Genomic DNA, 22,842 nt, shown 5'->3' with positions numbered 1-22,842 from the left:
GTGTGCTCCGCCGGAGTACGGCCGACGGAGCACACCACCCGGGAACCCCAAGGAAGCACCGCGCCGATCCGATCGAGAGGTTGCCTCGATGGAACAGAACGGCACGATCCGGCCAGGTCCCCTGGCACCGGCCAGAATAGGGGGCCGCGTCGCGCGGCCCGCCGCATGGGGCACGGCCGCCGCCCTGCTCGGCTGCCTGCTGGTGGCCGCGCCCCTGCCCGGTACGGCCCGGGTCGCCCACGCGGCCGGCACCCTGACCGTCACCTCGCCCGACCTCCTCTTCATCAAGGGACAGGCGAAGATCACGCTCGCCTCCGACCAGGCGTCGGTGGCCTGGAAGGCCCTCGACGACCAGGGCCTGACCGCCGCCTCCGGAACCGCACCGGTGTCGGGCGGCACCGCCACCGTCGACGTCGCGCAACTCGGCAGCGGCTACTACACGCTCCAGGCCACGGCCGGAACCACCACCCGGACCGCGAACTTCGGCGTGCTGACCGCGCTGACCGGCGCGGAACAGCGGGACGTGCGCTTCGGCACGGGCATCCACTACGGGTGGAACGACGGCGACGACCAGAAGCTGCTGCGCTCGGTCAGGCTGATGGGCATGCACGGGATCCGCTCCGACATCAACTGGGGCGCCATCGAGAAGACACCCGGCACGTACTCCTGGAGCAGCTACTCCACCGACCAGCACATCCCGTACGCCAAGTCGCAGGGACTGACCGCCCTGCCCATCTCCGGCTACCGGAACCCCCATTACGACGGCAACCGGACCCCTGCCTCCGACGAGGCGCTCGAGGCCTACGGGAAGTTCACCGCCGCCGCGGTGGAGAAGTACCGGCAGTCCTCGAAGGAAATCGAGATCTACAACGAGTACAACTCCACCGGCTTCAACAACGGCACCTGCGGCATCACCGCCGACTGCTACCTCAAGCTGCTCAAGGCGAGCTACGGCAAGGTGCACGCCAAGGTCCCGGACGCCACCGTCGTCGGCGGCGGGCTGGCCGGTCTCCAGACCGACTGGCTGAAGCGGCTGTACGCGATCGGTGGCCTGAACTACATGAACGCGCTGAGCGTTCACCACTACGGCTACCCGAACCCGCCCGAGGCCGCGCTGGAGAAACTGCCGCAGGTACGCGCCGACCTGGACGCGGCGGGCGGCAAGAACTTCCCGCTCTGGATCACCGAGAACGGCTACCCGACCCACAGCGACGGCGTCACCCCCGCTCAGCAGGCCGCGTACGTGCCGCGCGCCCAGATCTTCTCCTTCGCCTCGGGCGTCAACCGCTACTACTGGTACGACCTCACCAACGACGGCACCGACGCCACCAACAAGGAACACAACTTCGGCGCCTTCAAGCGCCCCACCGCCGAGGTCAGGGCCTGGCAGCCCAAGCCGTCCGTGGTCACCGAGGGCGTCCTGATCCGGCAGCTCGCGGGCCGTGCCTACGCGGGCCGTGACGACGCGGGCTCCGCCGACGTCCGCTCGTACCGCTTCGGCACCGGAACCGACACCGTCCGGGCGCTCTACACCACGGCCGCGACGCCGGGAACGGCGGAGCTGACCGCCAGTGGCCCGGTCACCGTCACCGACCAGATGGGCCACGACAAGACGTACCTCCCGGTCGGCGGCAAGGTGCAGCTCGGCATCGACGGCACGGTGCTGTACGTCAAGGGCGCGGTCAGCGCGGTCGAGGCCGTGAGCGGGCCCGTGTTCTCCCTCCGGCTGCCGCAGCACTCCAACACCGAGGAGAGCGTCGACGCGGTGCTCCAGGTGGACGGCACCAAGGGCCGGACGCTGCCGCTGCGCTACGACTTCCGGATCGCCGGGGAGAGGCACCGGGTGACCGCCGAGCCCGGCAAGGTCGTCCGTCAGAACGTCCAGCTGCCCACCTCGGCCCTCACCGGCCCGCGCACGGTGAGCGGCACGGTCGGGCTCGGGCCGGTGAACCTCGCCCGCCTGACCTCCGACACCGAGGTGGTGCCACCGACCCAGGTCACCTTCGACCCGGTGGTGAAGCAGGCGGCCCCGTTCGCCGCCGCGTTCAAGGTCACCGTCACCAACAACCGCGCCCACGGCCCGCTCGAACTCACCAAGCTGGACTGGCAGGTGAACGAGGGCGCCAACTACCTGGACCGGGGCACCATCGACGGTCCGATCGAGGTCGGCGCGGGGTCCAGTACCTCGTACACCGTGGACGCGCGCAACATCAAGCAGTGGAAGCGCTACTGGACGGCGGCCTACATCAACACCCCCGACGGAGCCAGGACCGCCGTGGGCGCCTGGAACGGCTGGGGTTCCGTCCAGCCGGCCGGCACCGAAACCACCACCCCCATCGACGTCATCGCCGACGGCTCCGTGAGCTACAAGGGCGGATACAACGGCGCGGCCGACCTGTCCGGCACCGTCCGCCCCCAGTACACCGACGCCGGCCTCGTGTTCAAGGGCGTGATCACGGACAACGTCCTGGCCCAGCCCGCCACCACCGCCGAGGACATGTGGCAGGGCGACAGCATCCAGTTCGCCGTCACCCCCCGGGCGCCGGGCCGCAGCAAGCAGTACGTCGAGGTCGGCGCCTCGCTCGTCGGCGGCAAGCCGCAGGTGTACACCTGGCGCGCACCGGCCGGCCAGTCCGCGGGCCCGACCCCCGGCGCCACCGCCCGGATCACCCGTGACGGCACCACCACCCGCTACACGGTGACGGTGCCATGGGCATCGCTCGGCCTGACCGGCAAGCCCACCGCGTCCATCGGGCTCGGCTTCGTCGTCAACGACAGCGACAACGACGGACGCGCCCGCGGCTGGACCGAGTGGGGCGGGTCCATCGCCAACAACGCCAAGAGCGCCGCCGGCCTGCGGGCCGTCCAGCTGACCGACTGATCCCCTCCCCGAACGGGCGGGGCCGGGCGCACCTGACAGCGCCCGGCCCCGCCACTCGGTGTCCGACACCTCCCGCTCCACCGTCGGCCGCCCCACCGCTTCCCGACCCATCGTGAGGAGACCAGCCCCATGGCCCTGTTCGACCTGCCGCTGAACGAACTGCGCGACTACCGGCCACGGATCGACGAGCCGGACGACTTCGACGACTTCTGGGCGAGGACCCTGGCCGGGACCCGCGCCCACGACCCCGCGGTCTCCTTCGAGCCCGTCGGGACCGGGCTGACCGGGCTGCGCACCTGGGACACCACCTTCGCGGGCTTCGGCGGCCACCCGGTCAGGGGCTGGTTCAGCGCGCCCGCGCACGCGGAGGGCCCGCTCCCGCTCGTCGTCCAGTTCCACGGCTACAACGGCGGGCGCAGCCTGCCGCACTGCTGGGGCCTGTGGCCGCTGGCGGGCTTCGCCCACTTCGTCATGGACGTACGCGGCCAGGGCGGCGGCGGCAACGTCGGGGACACCCCCGACCCGGTCGGCTCCGGCCCCTCCCACGCCGGGTTCATGACCCGCGGCATCGAGGACCCGGAGCGGTACTACTACCGCCGTGTCCACGCCGACGCCGTGCGCGCGGTGGAGGCGGCCCGCTCCCACCCGCTCGCCGATCCCGCCCGCACGGTCGTGCTCGGCGGCAGCCAGGGCGGCGGCATCGCCCTCGCGGTCGGCGCGTTGGTCCCGGACGTGGCGGCCGTCGCCGCCGACGTGCCGTTCCTCTGCCACTTCGAACGGGCCGTCACGCTCACCGACGCCGATCCGTACGCCGAGATAGCCCGGTACCTCCGGATGCACCGGGGCAAGGAGGAGCGGGTCCTGCGCACCCTGTCGTACTTCGACGGGGTGTCGTTCGCCGCACGGAGCGACGCTCCCGCGCTGTTCTCCGTCGGGCTCCAGGACCAGACCTGCCCTCCCTCCACGGTCTTCGCCGCGCACAACGCGTACCGGGGCGAGAAGGAGATCGAGGTGTACCCGTTCAACGGACACGAGGGCGGGGCCGTGTTCCAGGAGGCCGCTCAGCTCCGCTGGGTGCCGCGGATCCTCCGGCGGGCCCGCTGAGGCGCCCCGACGGGTGCGGCGCCCCGGGCCCTACGCCGCCCCCGGCGCGGGGAGCTCGCCCGCGCGGTCGACGGCGGCCCTGACCAGGACCGCAGAGGCACCGACGACGGTCCCGGCGGGACCCGCGTCCCCGGCCCGCGCGAGCACCGTGCGCTCGCCGAGGAACGCGTACGTCGTCCGGTCGAAGACCCACTGCGTCTGCTGCCCGTACGCCGTGCGCGCGACGGCGACGCCCTCGCGCCCCGCCGCGTCGGCCGCCGCCCGGACCACCGTGACACCGGGGATCAGCGCGGCGGCCCGGTACAGCGCGGCCTCCACCGCGGGCGGCGCCCAGGTCTCGGCCAGCAGCTCGCCGATCGCGGTGAACGCCCGCTGGTCCGGGTCCCGGCCCTGTCCCCGGGTCTCGTGCCGGATCAGTTCCAGCAACGCGTCCGGGTCCGTGGGCAGCGACGCGACGAACCGGTGGGTGGGTTCGGTGACCGACGGGCCCGTCGTGCGCGAGGCTCCGGGTCCGGGCGTCGCGCCCCGGTGGTCGAGGCCGTGGACCGGCGCGTCGGCGCCGAGCCGGGTCTCGGGCCCGCCCTCCTCGCGCAGCAGACCGGCGCGGCCTCCGTCGGCGGACGACCACACCTGCCGCCGGTGCGCCGGAGGCATCGTCACCGGCCCGCCGCCGGCGCTCTGCGCGGCGTACGCGACCCTGCTCTCGACGTACACGAACTGATCGGCGCGGAGCGCGGGCCGCTGCGTCCGGGCGGCGGCGAGGGCGACCCGGTCGAGGAGCCGGGCCGCCCCGGGCGCGGCGACGTGCCGTTCGGCGACCGGCGCGGCACCGCGGTCCGGAAGGTCCAGCGCCACCACGCCGACGGCCGCCAGGGCGCAGGCGAGCGCCGGTACCGCGAACCTGACCGGATGCCGGCGCGGGCGCGCGGCCCGGGCGCCGGCACCACCGGGCGCACGGTTCCGGGCGGCCTCGCGCAACAGCGCCTCCCGCAGCAGCACTTCCCGGTCCGGGGACAGGCCGGGGACCGGGGGCGGGGGCAGCGGACCGGTGAGGTCCGGGCGGTCGATCTCCTCGGACCGGTGGCCGGTACGACGCCACGGTGCGGTGTTCATCCGAGCTTCTCCTGGGTCAGAGGGCGGGCCGCGCAAAGGCGGCCCGGGGAGGGCCGGTCGGTGACGGAGGGGAGAGGACCGCTCCTGCGCGCGCGGAGCCGTCCGGCGACGCCCCGCACTGTCCGCGCGCGGGCGGTGCGGGCCTCGGCGTCGGTCAGCTCGCGCAGCCGGGCACGGGCGCGGGACAGCCGCGACCGGACGGTGCCCACCGGCACACCGAGCGCCTCGGCCGCCGATTCGTAGTCCAGCCCGGCCCAGACGACGAGAGTGAAGACCTCGCGGTCACGGGGGCGCAGCCGGGCCAGCGCGGTGTGCGCGGCACGCAGCTGCTCGGTGTCCGCGAGGTGCGTGACGAGATCGTCCACGAAGTCCGGCACCGAACCGCGCTCCGGGACCCGGGCGAGCGCGATGTCACGACGCCGCCGCGCGCGTGCGTCGCGCCGCATGACGTTGGTCGCGATGCCCAGCAGCCACGGTCTCAGGCTGTCCCCGTCGGGGCGCAGTCCCTCCCGGCCGCGCCACGCCTCCAGAAAGGTCACCGAGACGACGTCCTCGGCCTCGGCCCAGTCGCCCGTCACCCGCAGGGCATAGCGGTACAGCACCTGGGCGTGCTCGTCGTACAGCTCTCCCAGGGCATCGCGGTCCCCGTGGCGGAGGCGATTCCTCATGAGTGTTTCCACACCCTGCTCTGCCACTTCCGTTGCCGCGGTTCCGGTGACCTGTGTCACATGCGTGCCGAAGGGGCGCCCCGCTCGATGTGACTCAGGCCACGGGAACTCCGGGTTCCGTCGGGGCAGTGCAGATCGTGAACACTTCTTCCGTACCCCGCCGACGCGCCACCCCGACGGGCCACGCCAGGGAGTTCGCCGCTCCCCTCCGGTCCGGTCGGGGTGGTGCGGATCACGGACAGGTACTGGACGGCGCATGTATGGTCCACCGGGGCCCGTCGCGGCCCCGTGACCGGCGACGACCAGGGGCGGACAGTGCGGCAGAGGGCCTACGGCCAGATGATGCGGGCCACCGCCTGCCTGCTGATGGCGTGGCAGGTCTGGATGGTCTGGTACATCGCCAGCAACGAGGCGGCCGGTGTGCGATGGACCTGCGACGGGACGGGCGGCTGCGCCAGCGACCAGTTCGCGTCGGCGGCCCCGATCGTCGGGCTGGGTTCGGCCGTCGTCCTCGGCCTGATCTCCGCCCGGTTCCTGCACCGCGCCACGCCCGGCGCGATGGTCGCGCTCAGCGCGGTCGCCGCCGTCGCGGGCTGGTACGACGCGCTGGCGGAGGGCCGCGTCGACCACGACTCCACCACCTCCTTCCACATCTTCTTCCCGTTCATGGAGTTGTCCGTCTCCGCGTGGCTCACGTTCCTGTGGACCATCGCCGGGGCGGGCTGCCTCGCCGCCTGGTGGGGTGCCGCCGTGAGCCTGCGCCGCACCGCGGGACTGCGCCGTCTCTCCCGCCGCTGCGCCACGGCCGACGCGGTGCTGGAGGGCTGGCGGTCGGCGGGCGGCAAGTACGGCGAGGTCGTGGTCGTGTTCGACGACGCCGCCGGGGTGCGCCACCGGGTCCCCGCGGTCGTGGAACGCGTCGCTCTGCAACGCGACGTCCGTGCCGTGTACGACGTCGACCGCCCCGACGACCCCGCCCGCACCAGGGTCGCCGTCTCCCGCCGAAAGGTGCCGAGCCCCGCATGAACCGACCGCTGTCCTCCGTCCGCCGGTTCGTCAACGCGCTCAGTGTGCTGTCCGTGGTCGCCGCGGGGCTCGCGTTCGCCGCGCTCGTGCACGGTGCCCTCGACGGACCCCGCTGGCTCCTGCTGGTCGGCCTCCCCGCGACGGCCCTGGCCCTGGTGGTGTTCGGCAAGGTGGGCGAGTTGTCGCAGTCGGACATGCTCGTCCGCGGACTGCGCCCCGGCGGCCCGCGCGCCTTCGCCCCCGCTCTGGTCCACGAGGTGAGGGCGGTCGACAAACGGACCGGGCGGCTCGCGCGCGACGGGCAGTCGCTGGAGTCCGTGTTCGCCTTCGACCTGACCGTGGTGCCCGACGGGCTGCCCGCGTACCGGGTCCAGGTCCGGCACCCGCTGGACGTGCAGGGACTGCTGCACCGGTCCAGAGGGGTCGTCGAGTACGACCCCGAGCAGCCCTGGCGGGTCGTCATCCCCGACAACCCGCCGCGTGAATGGCTGGCCCGGGCGAACGGCATCACCCCGCCCGCCGAGGTGAAGCAGGGCGTCGGCGCGGCGCCGGCCGGATTGTGGACCTTCGTGGCGAGCGCGGCGTTCGCGGCCGTGCTGCTGGGGCTGGTCCGCGTGCTGGGCTGACCCCGCCCGCCGCGCGGGCCGGACCCGGCGCGGGTCAGCCGCCGCGCGGGTACTGCTTGAGCACCTTGCCGCGCACGTCGGCCCGCAGATACGCGCCGCCGTACTCGTCGGAGACGTAGACGCTCATTGTCGGCTGGTAGCCGTCGAACGGTGAGGCCGGATCGATGTCCACGTAGTGGCTGGTCGGCTCGGCGATCCCCAGCTCCTTGTCCGCACGGCGGATCAGCGCCGGGAGCACGTCCCAGTCGTACTTCCGCAGATCCACCACCTTGTCGTTCGGCATGAGCGTGCCGCCGGCCCGGTCACGGGTCACCTTGCCGTCCCGGTACGTGTAGACGTCGTACAGGTTCTTGTCGGCCTTCACCGGGGCCTCGATCCTCGCGAACTCCGCGTACAGCGTGAAGGAGGTGATCCGGCTGTCGCCCGTGGCCCGTTCGAGCGCGGCGATGACGGACCTGGCCCCGTCCGGCGTCAGCAGGTCACCCTTTCGCGCCTCTTCGGGCTCCGCCGTGTCCTTCGTCTCCGGTCGCGTCTGTTTCGGCGCTGGGGCCGCGGGGCCGTCGGAGGGGTGGTGCCGGGCGGACACCGGGCCGCCGGTGGCCTTCGTGTCCGGGGCGGGCAGCAGGGCCCACACCAGGGCACCGGTCAGGGCGGTCCCCGCGAGAGCCGTCGAGAGCGCGGCGGCCCGGTTCCGACGCACCCGGCGGCGGACCTCGTGCTCGCCCAGCGGCGCGGGACGCGGAGGCTCGGGAACGGCGGACGGACGCAACGCGGTGGTCGGCAGCACGGTCGTCGGGCCGCTCGGCCGGTGACCGGGCGGCACCGCGTCCTGCGGCGGCACGGAGGCGCGGGGCGGGGCCGGAGGCTCGTCCACCGGCCCGGCCGCCGGGGAGGCGACCGGAGCGTCCGCCGGGGAGGCGACCGCCTCCAGCATCCGGTCCAGTTCCTCCGGGCCCGGCCGCGCGGCCGTGTCCCGGGTCAGCAACGCGGTCAGCACCGGGGCCAGCGCACCGGCCCGACGGGGCGGCGGGATCTTCTCGTCGAGCACGGCGGCCAGCGTGGCCAGCGTGGTCGCCCTGCGCAGCGGATGCCGGCCCTCGACGGCCACGTACAGCATCATCCCGAGCGACCACAGGTCCGACGAGGGATCGCCCTCCTCGCCCCGGATCCGCTCGGGCGCCATGTAGTCGGGCGAGCCGATGATGGAGCCGGTGGCCGTCAGACTCGTGGACTCACGGATCGCCGCGATACCGAAGTCCGTGAGCACCGGGCTGCCGTCCGGCCGCAGCAGGACGTTGGCGGGCTTGACGTCGCGGTGGTGGATGCCCGCGGCATGGGCGGCGCGCAGCGCGGACAGCACCCCGCGGCCCAGCCGGGCGGCCTCGACGGGGGTGAGCGTGCCCTCGGTGAGACGCTCGGCCAGCGACATGCCCGGCACCAGTTCCATCACGATCCACGGGTAGACGTGGTCGCCGCCGTCGACGATGTGATGGACCGTGACCACGCCCGGGTGGTCGAGGCGGGCCAGCGCCCGGGCCTCGCGCAGCACCCGCTCGCGCAGCATCCGGGCCGACTCCGGGTCGTTCTCCGCGAGCGCGGGGTCCGGGGGCCGTACCTCCTTGAGCGCCACATCGCGGTGGAGCGCGAGGTCACGCGCGCGCCACACCATGCCCATGCCGCCGCTGCCCAGCCTGTTCACCAGTTCGAAGCGGTCGTCGATCACGCGGCGCACAGGCCCCCCAGCGTTCATGGAGCAGAGCCTACGGGGCGGGTGCGCGGCGCCCCGCACCCGCCCCGCGCCCTCACGCGTCGCCGTTCGGCGTCAGCCGCAGCGTCAGGATCTGGAACGGCCGCAGGCGCAGCCGCACCCCGCCGCCCTCCGCCGCGGCCGCCCCGGACCCGTCGGACGTGTCGGCGAGCGGACGCTCCAGCAGGTCCGTGACGGCCGCGCCGGCCAGGGCGAAGCCGGTCGTCAGAAGCGCCGAGGCACGCCCGCCGTGGGCCTCGTGCAACCGGACCACCACGTCCCCGCTCCCGTCGTCCGCGAGCTTCACCGCCGTCACGACCACCGCGTCGTCGTCGACGGAGACCAGCGGCACCACCGCGGCGCTCCCCGGCACCCGGCGTTCGGGCAGGCCGAACCACCAGCCCTCGCGCACCGCGTCGCCGACCGTCGCACCCGGCAGCAACGCGTACCGCAGGCGGTGCACCCCCTGGTCGGTCTCCGGGTCGGGATAGCGGGGCGCCCGCAGCAGCGACAGCCGCACCGTCGTCGTGGTGCCGCCGTCCTCCCGGACCGTGCGCGTCACATCGTGTCCGTACGTCGAGTCGTTGACCAGCGCCGCGCCCCAGCCCGGCTCACCGACGTGCAAGAACCGATGGGCACAGATCTCGAACTTCGCCGCCTCCCAACTGGTGTTGGTGTGCGTCGGCCGCCGCACGTGCCCGAACTGGGTCTCCGCCGTGGAGTGTTCGGCCCGCACGTCGATCGGGAACGCCGCCTTCAGGAACTTCTCCCGCTCGTGCCAGTCGACCTCGGTGTCGATGTCCAGCCGCCGGGCGCCCGGACGCAGCGACAGCACCTGCGTGACGCGGGACGCCCCGAAGGCGCGCACCACCTCGACCCCGTCACCGACACGCCGCACCGCCTCCGCCCCGGTCAGATCGGTCACCGTGTTCCGGTAGAACGCGTCGACGTCCCAGGCGTCCCAGTGGTTGGGCAGGTCCGGATGGACCTGGAGCAGATTCGCCGCACGGCCCGGTGCGACCGTCTCGCGGCCGGCCACCAGGTCGACCACCGAGACCACCAGCCCCCGGGCGTCCACCGTCACCCGCAACAGCCCGTTGTCCAGCAGAAAGCCCCCGTCGACCGCCTCGACCACGACCGGCGCCTGCGGCCCCTCGGACCGATCCGCGGCGAGCGCCGCGCCGCCCGCCGCGATCCCGGACCGCTCGTGCGGAGCCGCGTTGAAGACGACCGTGCCACCCCCGTCCGGCGAACCGGAGAGCCCCCGCTGCGCCGCCCCGATCACGGTTTCGAGCTCCTCGGCGATCCGGGCGTACACGGCCTCCGCCTCGCGGTGCACCCAGGCGATGGACGAACCCGGCAGGATGTCGTGGAACTGGTGCAGCAGCACCGTCCTCCAGATCCGGTCCAGCTCCTCGTGCGGGTAGCGGAAGGCGGTCCTGACCGCGGCGGTCGCCGCCCACAGCTCCGCCTCCCGCAGCAGGTGCTCACTGCGCCGGTTGCCCTGCTTGGTCCGCGCTTGCGAGGTGTAGGTGCCCCGGTGCAGCTCCAGGTACAGCTCGCCCAGCCACACCGGCACACGCCCGTACTCGGCCTCGGCCGCGGTGAAGAAGTCCGCCGGCTTCTCGACCGCCACCCGGGGCGAACCCTCCAGGTCCGCCAGCCGGTCCGCCCGCGCCAGCATCTCGCGGGTGGGGCCGCCGCCCCCGTCGCCCCAGCCGAACGGCACCAACGAGCGGGTGGCGTGCCCCTTGTCCCGGAAGTTCCGCTCGGCGTGCGCGAGTTCCTCGCCGGACAGCTCGGCCACATAGGTGTCCACCGGCGGGAAGTGCGTGAACACCCGCGTGCCGTCCAGCCCCTCCCAGAGGAACGAGTGGTGGGGAAACCGGTTCGTAGTGTTCCACGAGATCTTCTGGGTGAGGAACCAGCGTGAACCGGAGAGCGCGACCAGCTGCGGCAGCGCCGCCGAGTAACCGAACGAGTCGGGCAGCCACACCTCCTCGGTCTCGATCCCGAACTCCTCCAGGAAGAACCGCTTGCCGTGCACGAACTGCCGGGCCAGCGCCTCCGACCCCGGCATGTTGGTGTCCGACTCCACCCACATCCCGCCCACCGGGACGAACTGCCCGGACGCGACCTTCTCCTTCACCCGCGCGTACAGCTCCGGGTGGTGTTCCCGCAGCCAGTCCAGCTGCTGCGCCTGCGACATCGCGAAGACGAACTCCGGATGGTCGTCCATCAGCGCCAGCACGTTGGAGGTGGTGCGGGCGACCTTGCGGACCGTCTCGCGCAGCGGCCACAGCCATGCCGAGTCGATGTGCGCGTGGCCCACCGCCGAGATCCGGTGTGCGGAGGCGTGCGCGGGGGAGGAGAGCACCGGCCGCAGGACCTCCCGGGCGGCCGGGGCGCTCGCGCCGACGGCGTCCAGGTCCAACGCGTCCAGCGCGCCTTCCACCGCGCGCAGGATCTCCCAGCGGCGCGCCGAACCGACCGGCAGCTGTCGCATCAACTGGTCCAGCACCTCCAGGTCCTGGACGAGTTCCCAGACCTGCCGGTCGAACACGGCGAGGTCCATCCGCTCGACGCGGTACAGCGGCTCGTCGCCCGCGGTCTCCCGGTCGCCGAGCGCGCTGACGCCGTCCAGGATCTCCGGATTGGCGGCCGCCTCCAGGTAGTACGTGAACTCCTCGCCGCCCGTGACCCGTTCGCCGATCCGCAGCCAGGTGTTGCGCGGGTTGAGCGCCTTGACGACACTGCCGTCCGGCCGGTGGGCCAGTGCCTCGGCGGAGAATCCCGGCCGGTCCCGGGCGAAGCCGAGGTCGATCACGGCCTCGACGGTCTCGCCCGCCCAGTCCTTCGGGACGCGGCCGGTCACCCGGAACCAGCTGGTGCCCCAGGCGGGCCCCCAGGCGTCGCCGACCGCGCCCGGCCCGTAGACGGCGCCCACGGCCTCGTCGAAGGGCACGGGCTCGCCGGGCGCGTGCCAGACCTCGAAGCGCAGGGGGACGGAGCGGGGGTGGACGGCGGGGCGGACGCGCTCGCGCAGGACGCGGTCGAGGCGTTCCTCGGTCAGTGTGCGGTCGTCATGCATGAAGGCAGGGTCTCTCTGATGGGTGGGTGCGGCGGGGAGGCGGTTCACGGCAGTTCGTCGAAGCCCACGCAGGGCAGCGACAGCTCCCCGGCCAGGGCCAGAAGTCGCTCCAGCCGGGCCGGGGTCACATGGTTGGCCTCGTGGGCCTCGGCGACGCAGTGGGCGTAGAGCGTGGTGACGCCGCCGACGTCGGCGGTCCGGCGCAGCGCCGCGACCACGCCGGTCAGATCGTCCTCGTACGCCACGGCTCCGCGTCCGGAGTCCACCGAGCAGCCCGGCAGCACCCGCCGGGCGGACAGTTCGGCGGCGGGGACGCGCAGTTCGTCGGCGAGGGTCGGATCGGCGCGGCGGTCCACCGGAACACCGCCGCGCAGCCGCTCGAACAGCGCGAGCAGCAGCCAGTCGGTGGTCTCGTCGCGGGCACTGCACGGATAGGCGAAGCTCCGGGCCGGGAATCCGAGGCGGCGCAGCGACTCCAGGGCGGGCACCACCTCCCGTTCCAGGTAGGCGCCCGCGCCGTGCGCGGCGACGAAGTCCGGCGCCCGCTCGTGCCGCAGACCGTGGCATCCGACGGTGTGGCCGTCGTCCGCGAGGCGGCGCAGCAGCCGCGTCTCGTCCCGGTCGAGCCGGTCGGGTTCGCAGACGAAGAACGTGACACGGGCGTCGTACCGCGCGAACAGCGGTGCGGTGGCGGCCCATTCGCGCACGTGCCGGTCGTCGAAGGTGAGCAGGAGAGCGCGGTCGGTCCGCCGGTCCGCCCTGCCGGTCACCGCCGGGACCCCTCGGGCGCCCAGCCGGGCACGGAGCCGTGCAGCGCCGTGTAGAACGGATCGCCCGGGGCGATCTCACCGGCCAGGACGGGACGTCCGGTGAGCGCGGACTTGTACATCGCGCTGATCAGCTCCAGGGCGCGGCGGCCGTCCCCGGCGCTCGCCCGGGGCCGTCGGCCCGCCCGCATGTCGGCCAGCAGCGAACGGAGCTGTGCGGCGTGCGAGCTGGGGACGTTCTCGGCCGGGCGGGCCCAGGCCGCGGCCCGTGCGGCTTCGATCCCCGGCGCCGGGGTGTAGGTCCAGTCGTCGTTGCCGTGGCCGTACAGGTGGTTCAGCTCGATCGTCGCATCCCGCAGGTCGATCCGCAGATGGCTGGACTGGCGCGGTGAAAGGGCGCTGTTGACGACGGTGGCCAGCGCGCCCGAGGCGAACCGGACGGTGGCGGTGGTGACGTCGTCGGTCTCCACGTCGCGGGCCAGCCGGCCCGCCATGGCCCGGATCTCCGCCCATTCCCCGAGCAGGTCGAGCAGCAGGTCGATCTGGTGGATGCCGAGCCCCAGGGCGGGGCCCGCGCCCTCCGTCGCCCACGTCCCGCGCCAGGGCACCGCGTAGTACGCGTCGTCGCGGTACCAGGTCGTCTGGCAGTGGGCGACCAGCGGCGGCCCGAGTTCTCCGGAGGCGATGAGGGCCCTGGCGTGTTCGGCACCCGATCCGAACCGGTGCTGGAAGACGATCGGCGCGTACGGGCCCTGTTCGCCCTCCGCCGCGGTCATGGCGTCGTACTCGGCGAGACTGAGCGCGGGCGGTTTCTCGCACCAGACCCACGCCCCGGCCCGCAGCGCGGCGACGACCTGTTCCCGGTGGGCGACGGGTGGTGAGGCGACGACGACGAGATCGGGCCGGACCTCGCCCAGCGAGGCGGGGAGGTCGGCGGAGTGGTGCGGGATCGAGAAGTCGGCGGCGAGGGAGCGGGCCGCGGCCGGATCGGTGTCGACGACACCGGCCACACGGAAGTCCGCGGGCAGTTCGAGGAACGCCGGCAGGTGGACGGCGCGGGCGATGTTGCCCGCGCCGACGAGCAGGACACGGTAGGGGGTCACAGTCACGGGGGCCGTCCAGGCTGAGTGCGTGTTTCGGAAGGGAGCGCATGTCGGGAAGAGGGCGGAAAACGCTTTCCATGTCATCGGGGAGGTGCCCTTCCCGAAGGAGGGGCGGGGCGGAGCCCTCCTCGGAAGGGGTGAGGAGTCAGAGCGTGGCGTAGAGCGGCCCGGCACTGGTCACGGGGCCGGTGCGGAGCCGGTCGGGCCAGTCGAGGGCCAGCCCGAGCGTGTCGCCGAGCCTGCCCTGGAAGGAGGCCAGCCGGTGCTCCTCCGCGCGGACCGCGCGCGGCGGCAGCCGGTGTTCCAGGCAGTACGAGACGAGCGCGCCGACGGCCTCCCCGATGCTCCACTGCCCGGCGTGCCCGCCGACGGCGGACGCGCTGACGTGCGTGGCGCCGATGTTCCGCCCGGCCGGGAGCAGATTCTCCACCCGTACGGGCAGCAGCGCGCCGAGCGGCAGCTGGAAGGGCAGGCACTCCAGATCGAGCCCCGCGCCGCCCCCGGTCCCGGGGCCCAGGGTGATCCGGGACCGCAGGGTGCCCACGCTGTCCGTGAAGGTCTCGGCGCCCGCCGTCCCGGCCCGCGCGGACACCGTCAGATGGTGTTCCAGCAGGGTGAACTCGGCCCGGATGCGCCTGGATTCGCGGACGTGCGGACTCTTCGCGAACCCGTCGGGCGTGCCCGTCGCGTCGGGGCGCGGGCGCAGCTCGGGGTATCCGTGGCCGCCGTCGTGACGGGGCGCCCGCGTCTGCATCCAGTACAGGAAGGACCGTGCCTGTTCCCGGGCCTCCCGCTCGGCCAGCGCCCGGGCCTCGTCCCCGGCGCCGACGAGCGGCAGACGGGTGTAGGCCGTCTGTTCCCAGTCGACCAGGGTGATGTCGCTGTCGAAGGTGCCGGGCAGGTAGCGGCTGCGGGCCAGGGCCCTTCGCCGGTGCCAGCGGTCGTTGGGCGGTGCGGCCCAGGGCGGCAGCTCGTCCGGCGCGTGCAGGAAGAGCGGCACCGGACGGACCGGTCCGCCCCCGGGCTCCGCGGTCTCCCACGAGAACGCGTCGGCCCACCGGGCGTAACCCGCCGGCCGGTCGATGGTGTGGTCCTCGCCGGGACGGTGGTCGAGGGCGAAGACCCAGGAGAAGGCCTGCTGGTCCAGTGGATCGGCGACGGCGGCGGCGTGCGGCTCGCCGGTCTCCTCGCGGGACTCGGCGCCGATGACGTGCTCCACGCCCGCCAGGTCGAGCAGATCGCCCAGGTCCGTCGCGTCGACGACATACGGTGCCACGACCGTCACCGGCTCGCCGTCCGGCGCCTCCAGCGTCACCGCGGTCACCCGGTCGCCGTCCGTGCGGGCCGCGACCGGCCGGTGGCCGGGCAGCAGCGTGAGCCGGCCCGCGGCGAGGTGCGGGGCGAGGAGTTCGTGGACGACGGCGAGCGCGGCGCGCGGTTCGTGGCTGAGGTGGCCGGTGGTGCTCAGGCCGGGATCGAGCAGCGGGTCGGCGAACGGCTCGGGGCGCAGCGGGTAGTTGCGCCGGTAGAAGTCGCGTATGCGTTCCCGCAGATCGCGGTAGCCGGGGGAGACCGGGTCCAGTTCGATGCGGTGGCCGTCGGCGAGCGGCACCGCCTGCGCGGTGAGCAGACCACCGGGCCAGTCGGTCGCCTCGGTGAGTACGACACGGTGTCCGAACCGGGCGCTGGTCAGCGCGGCGGCGAGGCCGCCGAGACCTGCGCCGACCACCAGGACGTCGGTCCCGAGTTCGCGGGTACGGGGAGCGGGGGCGACGGACACTGGAGTCTCCTCCCTCAGGGCCGGCGGGCGGCGACGGTACGGAGCCGGACCGGCACGGAATGGCGTGTCCTGATCCGGACGGGGAGCACGATCTGCTCGGCGCTGCGGTACGGGTCCTCGCCCGCCGCGCGCTCCGCGATCCGGGTGACCAGCTGCTCGACCGCGCGGCCGCCGATCTCCCTGGCGGGCAGCCGGGCGGCGAAACTGGTGAGCGGCAGCAGGTCGTAGGGGCCCGCGTCGTCCATGCCGGCCAGCACGATCTCGTCGGGCACCGCGATGCCCAGCGCGGCCAGGTCGGAGGCGGCGGTGGCGACCGCGAAACCGTGCGCGCACAGCAGCGCGGTCGGCGGCTCGGGCGCGGCGAGCAGGTCGCTCAGCAGCCGTCGGCGGTCGCTCTCGGGCAGCGCCGTGTACGAGCGCAGGGCGGTCAACTGCGGGAGCAGGGGCCGGCCGTGGGCGCGCAGCGCCTGTTTGTGCCCGGTCATCCGGTCGTGGACGCTGGTGCACTGCGTCTCGCCCCAGAGTGTGGCGATGCGCTCGTGACCGTCGGCCAGGAGGTGCTCGGTGAGCCGGTGGCCGACGTCGTAGTTGTCGGCGGTGACCGCGTCGATGGCATGGCCGGGGAAATACCGGTCGACCAGGACCATGGGGATGCGCAGCCGTCGGATCTCCTCCAGTACGTCGAGGTCGGGAACCCCCTGGACGGGATACAGGATGATTCCGTCCACGCGGTCCTCGACGGCCTGCCGCAGCGCCTGGTCCTGGCGGGCCAGGGACCCGGCGTGATCGGCGTGGCCCGTGTCCGTCACGTGGACGGCGGAGTCCGAGAAGAACAGCCGCAGACCGCGCTCCGAGCAGCCGGACTCGATCCCGCGCAGCACCTCGGACTGGTAGGGGCCCTGACCGCTGATGACGCAGGCGACCACCCCGGACCTGGGGGCGGAGGAGGCCCCGGCGGCGGCCCGTTCCTCCGGACCGGCGACGAACGTCCCCCGGCCCCGGCGGCGTACCAGCAGTCCTTCCGCGACGAGGTCGTTGAGCGCGCGGACGGCGGTGGTGGAACTGACCCCGAAGCGCTCGCGCAGTTGGTTCTGCGTGATGAACGGGGCGCCGGCCTCGTACTCGTCCCGGGCCACCTCCGCCCGCAACTCGTCCTTGATGCGCTGGTACTTGGGTCCGGACGTGCCCATCCAGCCACCACCCTCTCGGCTTTGACGCGTCAAACCTGCGTTGAATGCAGTGTGGCGGTGATTGACGCGTCATTTCAAGGGGGTTGCGGGGAAAGGGTGGGAAGCTTGATGCGTCAAACCTGGCGGTTGACGGTTCGACGCATCAAGCGGGCAGGAGGCGGGCCGGGGCAGCCGGAAGGGCCCCGACGGCGTGGGGCGGTCCGGGCGGTGGCGGTCCGTTCGGGCGGTGGTGGCGCGCCGCTGGTCAGGCGGGCGGGGGCGCCGTGCTGGCCCGTACCACCAGGCGCGAGGGCACGGCGAGCGTGCGCGGCGAGGGCGTCGCGTCGCCGAGGGCCAGCAGCAGTGCCCGGCGGCCGATCTCCTCCAGCGGCAGCCGCACGGTGGTCAGCGCGGGCGTGACGTCACCGGCCACCGGAAGGTCGTCGAAGCCGACCACCGAGACATCGGTGGGCACGATCCGGCCCAGATCGTCGCGGAGTGCCGCGAGCGCGCCGAGGGCCATCGCGTCGTTGAGCGCGAACAGTGCGGTGACCCCCGGGGCCGCGCGGAACAGCCGGACCGCGGCGGCCCGTCCGCCGTCCCGGGTGAAGTCGGCCTCGACACGGTGGCGTTCATCCACCACCACCCCCAGTTCGGCCGCGCGCTCCAGGAAGCCGTGCAGCCGCTCCTGCACCGAGACCAGCGTGAGAGGTCCGCAGATGACACCGATCTCCGTGTGCCCCAGCCGGGCGAGGTGCTCGGCGACGGCCCGCCCGCCCTCGCGGTTCCCGGGCGCGATCGTGTCCACCGGCAGGTCCTGGTGCGCGACCGCCGTCACCCGGCCGCCCTGTGCCGCGAACGCCTCCACCTCCTGGACGAGCGCCGGATCCGGACCGGTGAAACCCGATCCCGCGAGGACGACGGCACGGGCCCGCTGCGCCCGCAGCCGTGCCACGTACTCCGCCTGGAGCCCGGGCTCGTGGAAGGTGCCCGCGAGCATCACGAGAAGCTTGTGGTCGCGGGCGACCTCCATGACGCCGGAGGCGATCGCGGAGTAGTGGGCGTCGTTCACGTCGTGCACGACCAGGCCGACGATGGAGGTCGTGGACTGCACGAGAGCGCGGGCCGGCGCGTTGGACACGTAGCGAAGCCGGGCGGCGGCCTCCAGGACGCGCTCCTGGAGCTCCCGGGTGACGTTGCGGTCGCTGTCGCTGAGCACGCGCGAAGCCGTGGCGAGAGAGACCCCGGCGTCCTGCGCGACCTGCTGGAGCGTCACGGCGGACGACGGGCGGGGGCGGGCGGAACGTCGATTGACCTGGCTCTGCATAGGGCTACGATAGCCGCACTGAAAGCGTTTTCCCATTGCGCACGCAAGCGGATCCGGCGCTCGGCGGTACTCTCCTCCTGTCCCTCGCTCAGTCCGTCCCCCACCGGCCCGGCTCGGCCGGCGGCATCATGGCCAGGCAGCGGTAGACGGCATCACCGCGGAAGGCGAACCGCCGTTCGGTCTCCGGAGCGAGCCGGACACCGAGTCCCGGCGCACGCGGAGCGAGCAGACGGCCCGACTCGACGCGGAACGGCTCGACCAGCAGCTCGGACCGCCCCGGGGTTGCCGAGCGCGATGTCGGCATCGGCGAGGGCACGGAGCGTCGGCCGCGGAGACCGTCCCCGGCTCGGCGAACCACACGGGCCCGGAACCGAGTTCGCGCAGGCGGGCGCGGCCGGACTCGTCGAGCGGCAGCTCCACGTACAGGGCGGGGCGGTGGCTGCTCGCGTTCACCACGGGTGCTCCGCGAGGTACGCGGCGATCCGCTCCCGGTCCCACTCCCCGTCCGCGACGGTGACCCGGTAGCGGCGGGACAGGGTGTCGCCGGGGGCCAGCACGAGTTCCTCGTGGAACGCGTAGGAGGGGGCGACGGCCGCGAACGGCTCGTTGCGGACGAACCAGTGGGCGGGGTGCGTGCCGCGCGCCCCCGTGTGGTCGTTCTCCGGTGCGTGCCGGAAGATCAGGGTGGCGTGGCCGTCGACGCCGTCCAGTTCGCCGCTGTAGGCCAGCCAGGGGGCCTGCGTCCCCATCAGGCCGGGGCCCTCGCCGTCCGGGCCGAGGATCCGGCCGCCGCGGAAGGCCCGCGGCCCGCGCCAGAAGAGGCCGGTGTAGCCCGCCGCCTCGCGGCCGTGCGTCGTGGGGCTGCCGAAGCGCAACGGCTCGGCGCGGCGGTTGGTGATCGCACTCGACCAGGTCAGTGTCCAGCTGCCGCCGGTGTCCGCCGCACCGGCCCCGTCCCCGTCCGCCCGGTCGGTGCCCGGAGCCGCGTGCTCGACGTCGTGCAGCTCGATGCGACGCAGTTCGTCGGCCCAGTGCGTGCCGTCGTGGTGGTGCCAGCTCAGCCGCTCGGCGATGACCGCGTGTCCGGCGTCCGCCGCCACCTCGTCGAAGCCGAGGTGCGCCATCGACCCGACGCGTTCGGGCAGGGGCTGGTAGTCCTGGCCGTGCACATAGGTGTGGCCGCCCCAGAGGTTCTGTCCGGACAGATGGGAGGCCGTCATCTGGAGGCCCTTGTGCCAGCGGTGATCGTTGGGCCGATAGTCGGTGACAACGTTGTCAGCCAGCGTGCGCAGGGGATGGGCGTAAGGCTTGGGGGCCTCCCAGGCCGCTTCCGGGCGGTAGACGTAGCTGATCAGGTCGACGCCGCAGTGCTCCTCGGTGACCGTGATCCGGTCTCCGAGGGCGTGTGTGACGCGCAGTGCAGGGCTGCTCATGTCCGAAGTCTCCCCGGCTCGGCTGGAAAGCGCTTACCGCAAACTAGGTCCTGAAGCGGGGGACGTCAACACGGGGAGGGTGTGCGACGCGAGGGAGACGCGGGTGAGAGGCGCGGGAGGAGTGTGCGGGCGGGGGCGGACGCGGGAGAGCGGCCGACGCCGCCGCTCGCTCGGAGAGGAGTGGCGTGCGCCGGCCGTTCGCGTGGTACTACCGCTGGGGCGGGCGGTTGCCACCGCCCATGCCGCTCTGCTGTTCGCTCTGTTCCTGAAGCTTCCGGGCCTTCTCCTGGAGCCGCTGACGCTGCTCAGGGTCGGTGGTGCGCTCGGCGGCCTCGGTCATGTGCCGGGCCTTCTCGCGCAGCTGCTGCGCACGGTCACCGGATTCACGTGCAGCGCTCATCATCGCTCCTTGTGCGGTCGGGGAAGAGCGGGCTCCATCAGAGAACCAGTGCGGCCGGGCCACCGCACCTCGAAGGGTCACTCAGCGTGATGGCATAGCGGGGAGGTGGCGCCGGGGTGTGTGCGGGAGGGGCGGTGGGGCGCTGGCATGATCGAGGGATGAACGAGAGCATCATCGCCGCGTGTGACGGCGCATCGAAGGGCAATCCCGGACCCGCGGCCTGGGCCTGGGTCGTGGCCGATGCGCAGGGGCGGCCGCAGCGCTGGGAGGCGGGCCCGCTGGGGACCGCCACCAACAACGTCGCCGAACTCACCGCGCTGCGGGAGCTGTTGGAGTCCACGGACCCGTCCGCGGCGATCGAGGTGCGGATGGATTCGCAGTACGCGATGAACGCGGTGACCACATGGCTTCCCGGATGGAAGCGCAACGGCTGGAAGACGTCGGCCGGCAAGCCGGTGGCCAACCGTGAGCTGGTGGTCCGCATCGACTCCCTGCTCCAGGACCGGTCCGTGAGGTTCGTCCACGTCGCCGCGCACCGGGTGGGCGGCGACCCGCTGAACGCCCTCGCCGACCAGGCGGCGAGCGAGGCCGCGGCGACCCAGCGGCCGGACGGCACGGCGCACGGCGCCACGGGGTTCCCGACTCCCGCCGCCTCGCGCGCGACCGAGGGGCGGAGCGGAAGCGCCCCGGCGAGGAAGACGTCCGGCCCGTCCCGCTCCGGGCGTTCCGGCGGCACCATCCGGGCCAGATATGCCGGCCGGTGCCACTGCGGAAAGCCGTACGCCGCACAGGAGATGATCGCGAAGTCCCCGAGCGGCTGGGGCCACCCGGAGTGCCGCACCGTGTCCTCCTGACGACCTGGGGACCGATAGGGAGTGGGCTCGCGCCGTCATGCGACTCCGCTTGCGGTGTTGTCGTCGGTTGTCGATGCGCCGCATCGACTCCCTCCTCCGCCTTGCAATCGAAGCCGCATGACGACGCTCCCTGATCCACTCCCCATCGCTCCCCAGGTCGTAAGCGCCGCTCACGACGGACCGGGCGCTCCCGGCCGGGCACCGGGGCGCGGGGTCCGTCCGGCGCCCGGGCCCGGCGCGGGCGGCGCCGGACGGACCCGGTGGGCAGGGGTGTCGGCCGGCCACCACCGGGCGCCGCACGCGGGCCGCGTTTGCCGGCCCTTGCCCCCGGACGCCGGACGGTCCCGTCGGGCGGCCTCGTCGAGTACCCCGCGCGAGCGGCGCCCGGCGTGCCATGATGCGGCGGGGCGGCGGTGCCCCGCCGGTGCCGGCACGGACACGCTGGGGGGCGTATGGGAGGCACGGGTACGGTCCTTCGCGAGCTGCGAGGCGCGCAGAAGACGGCCAAGGGGGTGTCGCTGTACTCGCGTCACGTGAACCGGCCGCTGGGTCGGCTGTTCGCGGCAGGCGCGTACCACATCGGACTGACACCCAATCAAGTCACCTTGCTCAGTGCTCTGTTCACCTTCGGTTCGCTCGCGTCGGTGGCGCTCGTACGGCCCTCGTGGGGGCTTGCGGTGGCGGTGTACGCGGGTCTCGTGACCGGCTTCGCACTCGACTCGGCCGACGGCCAGCTGGCCAGACTGACCGGACGGGGCGGCCCGGACGGCGAGTGGCTGGACCATGTCGTGGACTGCGCCAAGATGATCCTGGCGCACACCGCGGTGCTGATCTCCTTCCGGCGGTTCTTCGAGCTGCCGTCCGAGGGATGGCTGCTTCTGCCGCTGGGCTTCCTGTTCGCGGCCGTGCTGACCTTCTGCGCCGGGCTGCTGCGCGAACAACTGGGCAGGGCTGCGGCGTTCGGCCGGACCGCGGCGGGCGGGGGCGCCCCGGCCCGGGCCTCCCGGGCACGGGCCGTCGCGCTCCTGCCCGCCGACTACGGAGTGTTCTGCCTGGTGTTCCTGCTGCTGGGCGAGCCGACCGCGTTCCGTCTCGGCTACGCGGCGCTGGCCGCCGTGCACGCGCTGTTCCTGGTGCTGTTCCTCGTCAAGTGGTTCAGGGAGCTGAGAGCGTTCCGGACTCCGGACTGACCAGCGTGTCCAGCACCCGGCGCAGCTGGGTGCTGGACGTGTGCACGGTGTACGGGAAGTAGACGACGTCGACGCCGACCTCGGCGAATTCCCGCTCCAGCCGTCTGCCCCGCTCCGTGTCCCGCCAGTCGTCCCCCTTGAAGATGACGTCGAACCTGACCTGCTGCCAGGTCTCGACCTTGTCGGGCACGGTCTCGACGAACGCGGCGTCCACGTAGCGGACACTGCGCACGATCTCCAGCCGCTCCGGCAGCGGGATCACCGGCGCGTGGCCCTTGGCCAGCGCGGCCATCTCGTCCGATACGACGCCCGCGACGAGGTAGTCGCAGCGGTCGCGGGCGTGCCGCAGGATGTTGAGGTGCCCTATGTGGAAGAGGTCGTAGACCCCCGGCGCGTAGCCGACCCTGTACACCATCCGTTCTCTCCCCCCACGGTGGACGTGATCCCCCGTTCCCGCGGCGGCCGTCCGGACGAGACGTCCGGTGCCGCGGGACTCCGGCGGTCGGTGCTGATGGTGCAACGACCTTACTGCGGGGACAAGTTGCTCATCTCGTGAACGGATA

At 73.3% G+C, this 22,842-nt stretch carries 19 protein-coding genes; 6 read left to right on the top strand and 13 right to left on the bottom strand.

Translation table 11 applies throughout. The features are described from left to right. Positions 1 to 88: 88 nt before the first annotated feature. Together ACFYY6_RS07835 and ACFYY6_RS07830 are read left to right on the top strand one after the other, a co-directional pair. Positions 89 to 2,881: a hypothetical protein gene (locus ACFYY6_RS07835; RefSeq protein ID WP_389192133.1), complete on the top strand. Its 2,793-nt coding sequence runs from the start codon at positions 89 to 91 to the stop codon at positions 2,879 to 2,881. A gap of 129 nt (positions 2,882 to 3,010) precedes the next feature. Continuing rightward, entirely contained in the window at positions 3,011 to 3,985 is a 975-nt protein-coding gene (locus ACFYY6_RS07830; RefSeq protein ID WP_351526168.1) for an alpha/beta fold hydrolase, read from the top strand. 30 nt (positions 3,986 to 4,015) lie between these two features. On the opposite strand, the gene ACFYY6_RS07825 is transcribed toward ACFYY6_RS07830, so the two are convergent. Both ACFYY6_RS07825 and ACFYY6_RS07820 read right to left on the bottom strand, forming a co-directional pair. After that, positions 4,016 to 5,098 (bottom strand): CU044_5270 family protein, encoded by a 1,083-nt coding sequence (locus tag ACFYY6_RS07825; RefSeq protein WP_389192130.1) that lies wholly within the window; start codon positions 5,096 to 5,098, stop codon positions 4,016 to 4,018. Beyond that, complete coding sequence (locus ACFYY6_RS07820) at positions 5,095 to 5,766, bottom strand: RNA polymerase sigma factor (RefSeq protein ID WP_388650515.1); 672 nt, start codon at positions 5,764 to 5,766, stop codon at positions 5,095 to 5,097. Before ACFYY6_RS07820 ends, ACFYY6_RS07825 begins: the two co-directional genes overlap by 4 nt. A gap of 225 nt (positions 5,767 to 5,991) precedes the next feature. Between ACFYY6_RS07820 and ACFYY6_RS07815 the strand changes: the two genes are divergently transcribed. Beyond that, positions 5,992 to 6,792 (top strand): hypothetical protein, encoded by an 801-nt coding sequence (locus tag ACFYY6_RS07815; protein ID WP_389192127.1) that lies wholly within the window; start codon positions 5,992 to 5,994, stop codon positions 6,790 to 6,792. Further along, positions 6,789 to 7,418, top strand: a complete 630-nt coding sequence (locus tag ACFYY6_RS07810; protein WP_389192124.1) for a hypothetical protein — start codon at positions 6,789 to 6,791, stop codon at positions 7,416 to 7,418. Before ACFYY6_RS07815 ends, ACFYY6_RS07810 begins: the two co-directional genes overlap by 4 nt. A 34-nt stretch (positions 7,419 to 7,452) precedes the next feature. Here ACFYY6_RS07810 and ACFYY6_RS07805 read toward each other — a convergent pair whose 3' ends face one another. The 10 genes from ACFYY6_RS07805 to ACFYY6_RS07760 all read right to left on the bottom strand — a co-directional run bounded on the left by ACFYY6_RS07805 (position 7,453) and on the right by ACFYY6_RS07760 (position 20,235). Beyond that, entirely contained in the window at positions 7,453 to 9,168 is a 1,716-nt protein-coding gene (locus tag ACFYY6_RS07805) for a protein kinase (protein ID WP_389192121.1), read from the bottom strand. Between the two features lie 52 nt (positions 9,169 to 9,220). After that, positions 9,221 to 12,256 (bottom strand): alpha-mannosidase, encoded by a 3,036-nt coding sequence (locus ACFYY6_RS07800; RefSeq protein ID WP_389192119.1) that lies wholly within the window; start codon positions 12,254 to 12,256, stop codon positions 9,221 to 9,223. Positions 12,257 to 12,300: 44 nt separating this feature from the next. After that, positions 12,301 to 13,026: a polysaccharide deacetylase family protein gene (locus tag ACFYY6_RS07795; RefSeq protein WP_351524867.1), complete on the bottom strand. Its 726-nt coding sequence runs from the start codon at positions 13,024 to 13,026 to the stop codon at positions 12,301 to 12,303. After that, positions 13,023 to 14,132, bottom strand: a complete 1,110-nt coding sequence (locus ACFYY6_RS07790) for a Gfo/Idh/MocA family protein (RefSeq protein ID WP_386607698.1) — start codon at positions 14,130 to 14,132, stop codon at positions 13,023 to 13,025. The genes ACFYY6_RS07795 and ACFYY6_RS07790 overlap by 4 nt, the downstream gene beginning before the upstream one ends. Before the next feature lie 139 nt (positions 14,133 to 14,271). Beyond that, positions 14,272 to 15,906 carry an FAD-dependent oxidoreductase gene (locus ACFYY6_RS07785; protein ID WP_389192114.1) on the bottom strand — a complete coding sequence of 545 codons (1,635 nt, stop codon included), beginning with the start codon at positions 15,904 to 15,906 and terminating at the stop codon, positions 14,272 to 14,274. A 14-nt stretch (positions 15,907 to 15,920) separates the two neighbouring features. Further along, a complete protein-coding gene (locus ACFYY6_RS07780; protein WP_351624724.1) occupies positions 15,921 to 17,096 on the bottom strand; it encodes a GntR family transcriptional regulator in 1,176 nt (391 codons plus the stop codon). A 244-nt stretch (positions 17,097 to 17,340) separates the two neighbouring features. Beyond that, complete coding sequence (locus tag ACFYY6_RS07775) at positions 17,341 to 18,402, bottom strand: LacI family DNA-binding transcriptional regulator (protein ID WP_351524863.1); 1,062 nt, start codon at positions 18,400 to 18,402, stop codon at positions 17,341 to 17,343. Positions 18,403 to 18,490: 88 nt separating this feature from the next. Continuing rightward, a complete protein-coding gene (locus tag ACFYY6_RS07770) occupies positions 18,491 to 18,706 on the bottom strand; it encodes a hypothetical protein (RefSeq protein WP_389192111.1) in 216 nt (71 codons plus the stop codon). Between the two features lie 145 nt (positions 18,707 to 18,851). Further along, entirely contained in the window at positions 18,852 to 19,835 is a 984-nt protein-coding gene (locus tag ACFYY6_RS07765; protein ID WP_351524861.1) for a PmoA family protein, read from the bottom strand. A gap of 208 nt (positions 19,836 to 20,043) precedes the next feature. Continuing rightward, the gene (locus tag ACFYY6_RS07760; protein WP_073785874.1) at positions 20,044 to 20,235 is read right to left on the bottom strand and encodes a DUF6381 family protein; all 192 of its coding nucleotides are present in this window, start codon (positions 20,233 to 20,235) and stop codon (positions 20,044 to 20,046) included. A 158-nt stretch (positions 20,236 to 20,393) separates the two neighbouring features. Here ACFYY6_RS07760 and ACFYY6_RS07755 point away from each other — a divergent pair, with 158 nt between their 5' ends. Then, positions 20,394 to 21,089 (top strand): ribonuclease H, encoded by a 696-nt coding sequence (locus tag ACFYY6_RS07755; RefSeq protein WP_351524860.1) that lies wholly within the window; start codon positions 20,394 to 20,396, stop codon positions 21,087 to 21,089. A gap of 452 nt (positions 21,090 to 21,541) precedes the next feature. Beyond that, entirely contained in the window at positions 21,542 to 22,279 is a 738-nt protein-coding gene (locus tag ACFYY6_RS07750) for a CDP-alcohol phosphatidyltransferase family protein (RefSeq protein ID WP_351522289.1), read from the top strand. Here the strand turns inward: ACFYY6_RS07750 and ACFYY6_RS07745 are convergent. Then, positions 22,245 to 22,694 (bottom strand): adenylyltransferase/cytidyltransferase family protein, encoded by a 450-nt coding sequence (locus ACFYY6_RS07745; protein ID WP_351522291.1) that lies wholly within the window; start codon positions 22,692 to 22,694, stop codon positions 22,245 to 22,247. The two genes, ACFYY6_RS07750 and ACFYY6_RS07745, sit on opposite strands and share 35 nt — an antisense overlap. Between the last annotated feature and the right edge of the window lie 148 nt (positions 22,695 to 22,842).

The organism is Streptomyces sp. NPDC001750 (assembly GCF_042892615.1).
Taxonomy (GTDB): domain Bacteria; phylum Actinomycetota; class Actinomycetes; order Streptomycetales; family Streptomycetaceae; genus Streptomyces.
This window is presented reverse-complemented; position numbering and strand designations above follow the sequence as displayed.

Coding starts and splice junctions, on each gene's coding strand:
- ACFYY6_RS07835 (WP_389192133.1), top strand. CDS start 89: ATGGAACAGAACGGCACGATCCGGCCAGGTCCCCTGGCACCGGCCAGA.
- ACFYY6_RS07830 (WP_351526168.1), top strand. CDS start 3,011: ATGGCCCTGTTCGACCTGCCGCTGAACGAACTGCGCGACTACCGGCCA.
- ACFYY6_RS07825 (WP_389192130.1), bottom strand. CDS start 5,098: ATGAACACCGCACCGTGGCGTCGTACCGGCCACCGGTCCGAGGAGATC.
- ACFYY6_RS07820 (WP_388650515.1), bottom strand. CDS start 5,766: ATGAGGAATCGCCTCCGCCACGGGGACCGCGATGCCCTGGGAGAGCTG.
- ACFYY6_RS07810 (WP_389192124.1), top strand. CDS start 6,789: ATGAACCGACCGCTGTCCTCCGTCCGCCGGTTCGTCAACGCGCTCAGT.
- ACFYY6_RS07805 (WP_389192121.1), bottom strand. CDS start 9,168: ATGAACGCTGGGGGGCCTGTGCGCCGCGTGATCGACGACCGCTTCGAA.
- ACFYY6_RS07800 (WP_389192119.1), bottom strand. CDS start 12,256: ATGCATGACGACCGCACACTGACCGAGGAACGCCTCGACCGCGTCCTG.
- ACFYY6_RS07780 (WP_351624724.1), bottom strand. CDS start 17,096: ATGGGCACGTCCGGACCCAAGTACCAGCGCATCAAGGACGAGTTGCGG.
- ACFYY6_RS07775 (WP_351524863.1), bottom strand. CDS start 18,402: ATGCAGAGCCAGGTCAATCGACGTTCCGCCCGCCCCCGCCCGTCGTCC.
- ACFYY6_RS07770 (WP_389192111.1), bottom strand. CDS start 18,706: ATGCCGACATCGCGCTCGGCAACCCCGGGGCGGTCCGAGCTGCTGGTC.
- ACFYY6_RS07765 (WP_351524861.1), bottom strand. CDS start 19,835: ATGAGCAGCCCTGCACTGCGCGTCACACACGCCCTCGGAGACCGGATC.
- ACFYY6_RS07760 (WP_073785874.1), bottom strand. CDS start 20,235: ATGAGCGCTGCACGTGAATCCGGTGACCGTGCGCAGCAGCTGCGCGAG.
- ACFYY6_RS07755 (WP_351524860.1), top strand. CDS start 20,394: ATGAACGAGAGCATCATCGCCGCGTGTGACGGCGCATCGAAGGGCAAT.
- ACFYY6_RS07750 (WP_351522289.1), top strand. CDS start 21,542: ATGGGAGGCACGGGTACGGTCCTTCGCGAGCTGCGAGGCGCGCAGAAG.
- ACFYY6_RS07745 (WP_351522291.1), bottom strand. CDS start 22,694: ATGGTGTACAGGGTCGGCTACGCGCCGGGGGTCTACGACCTCTTCCAC.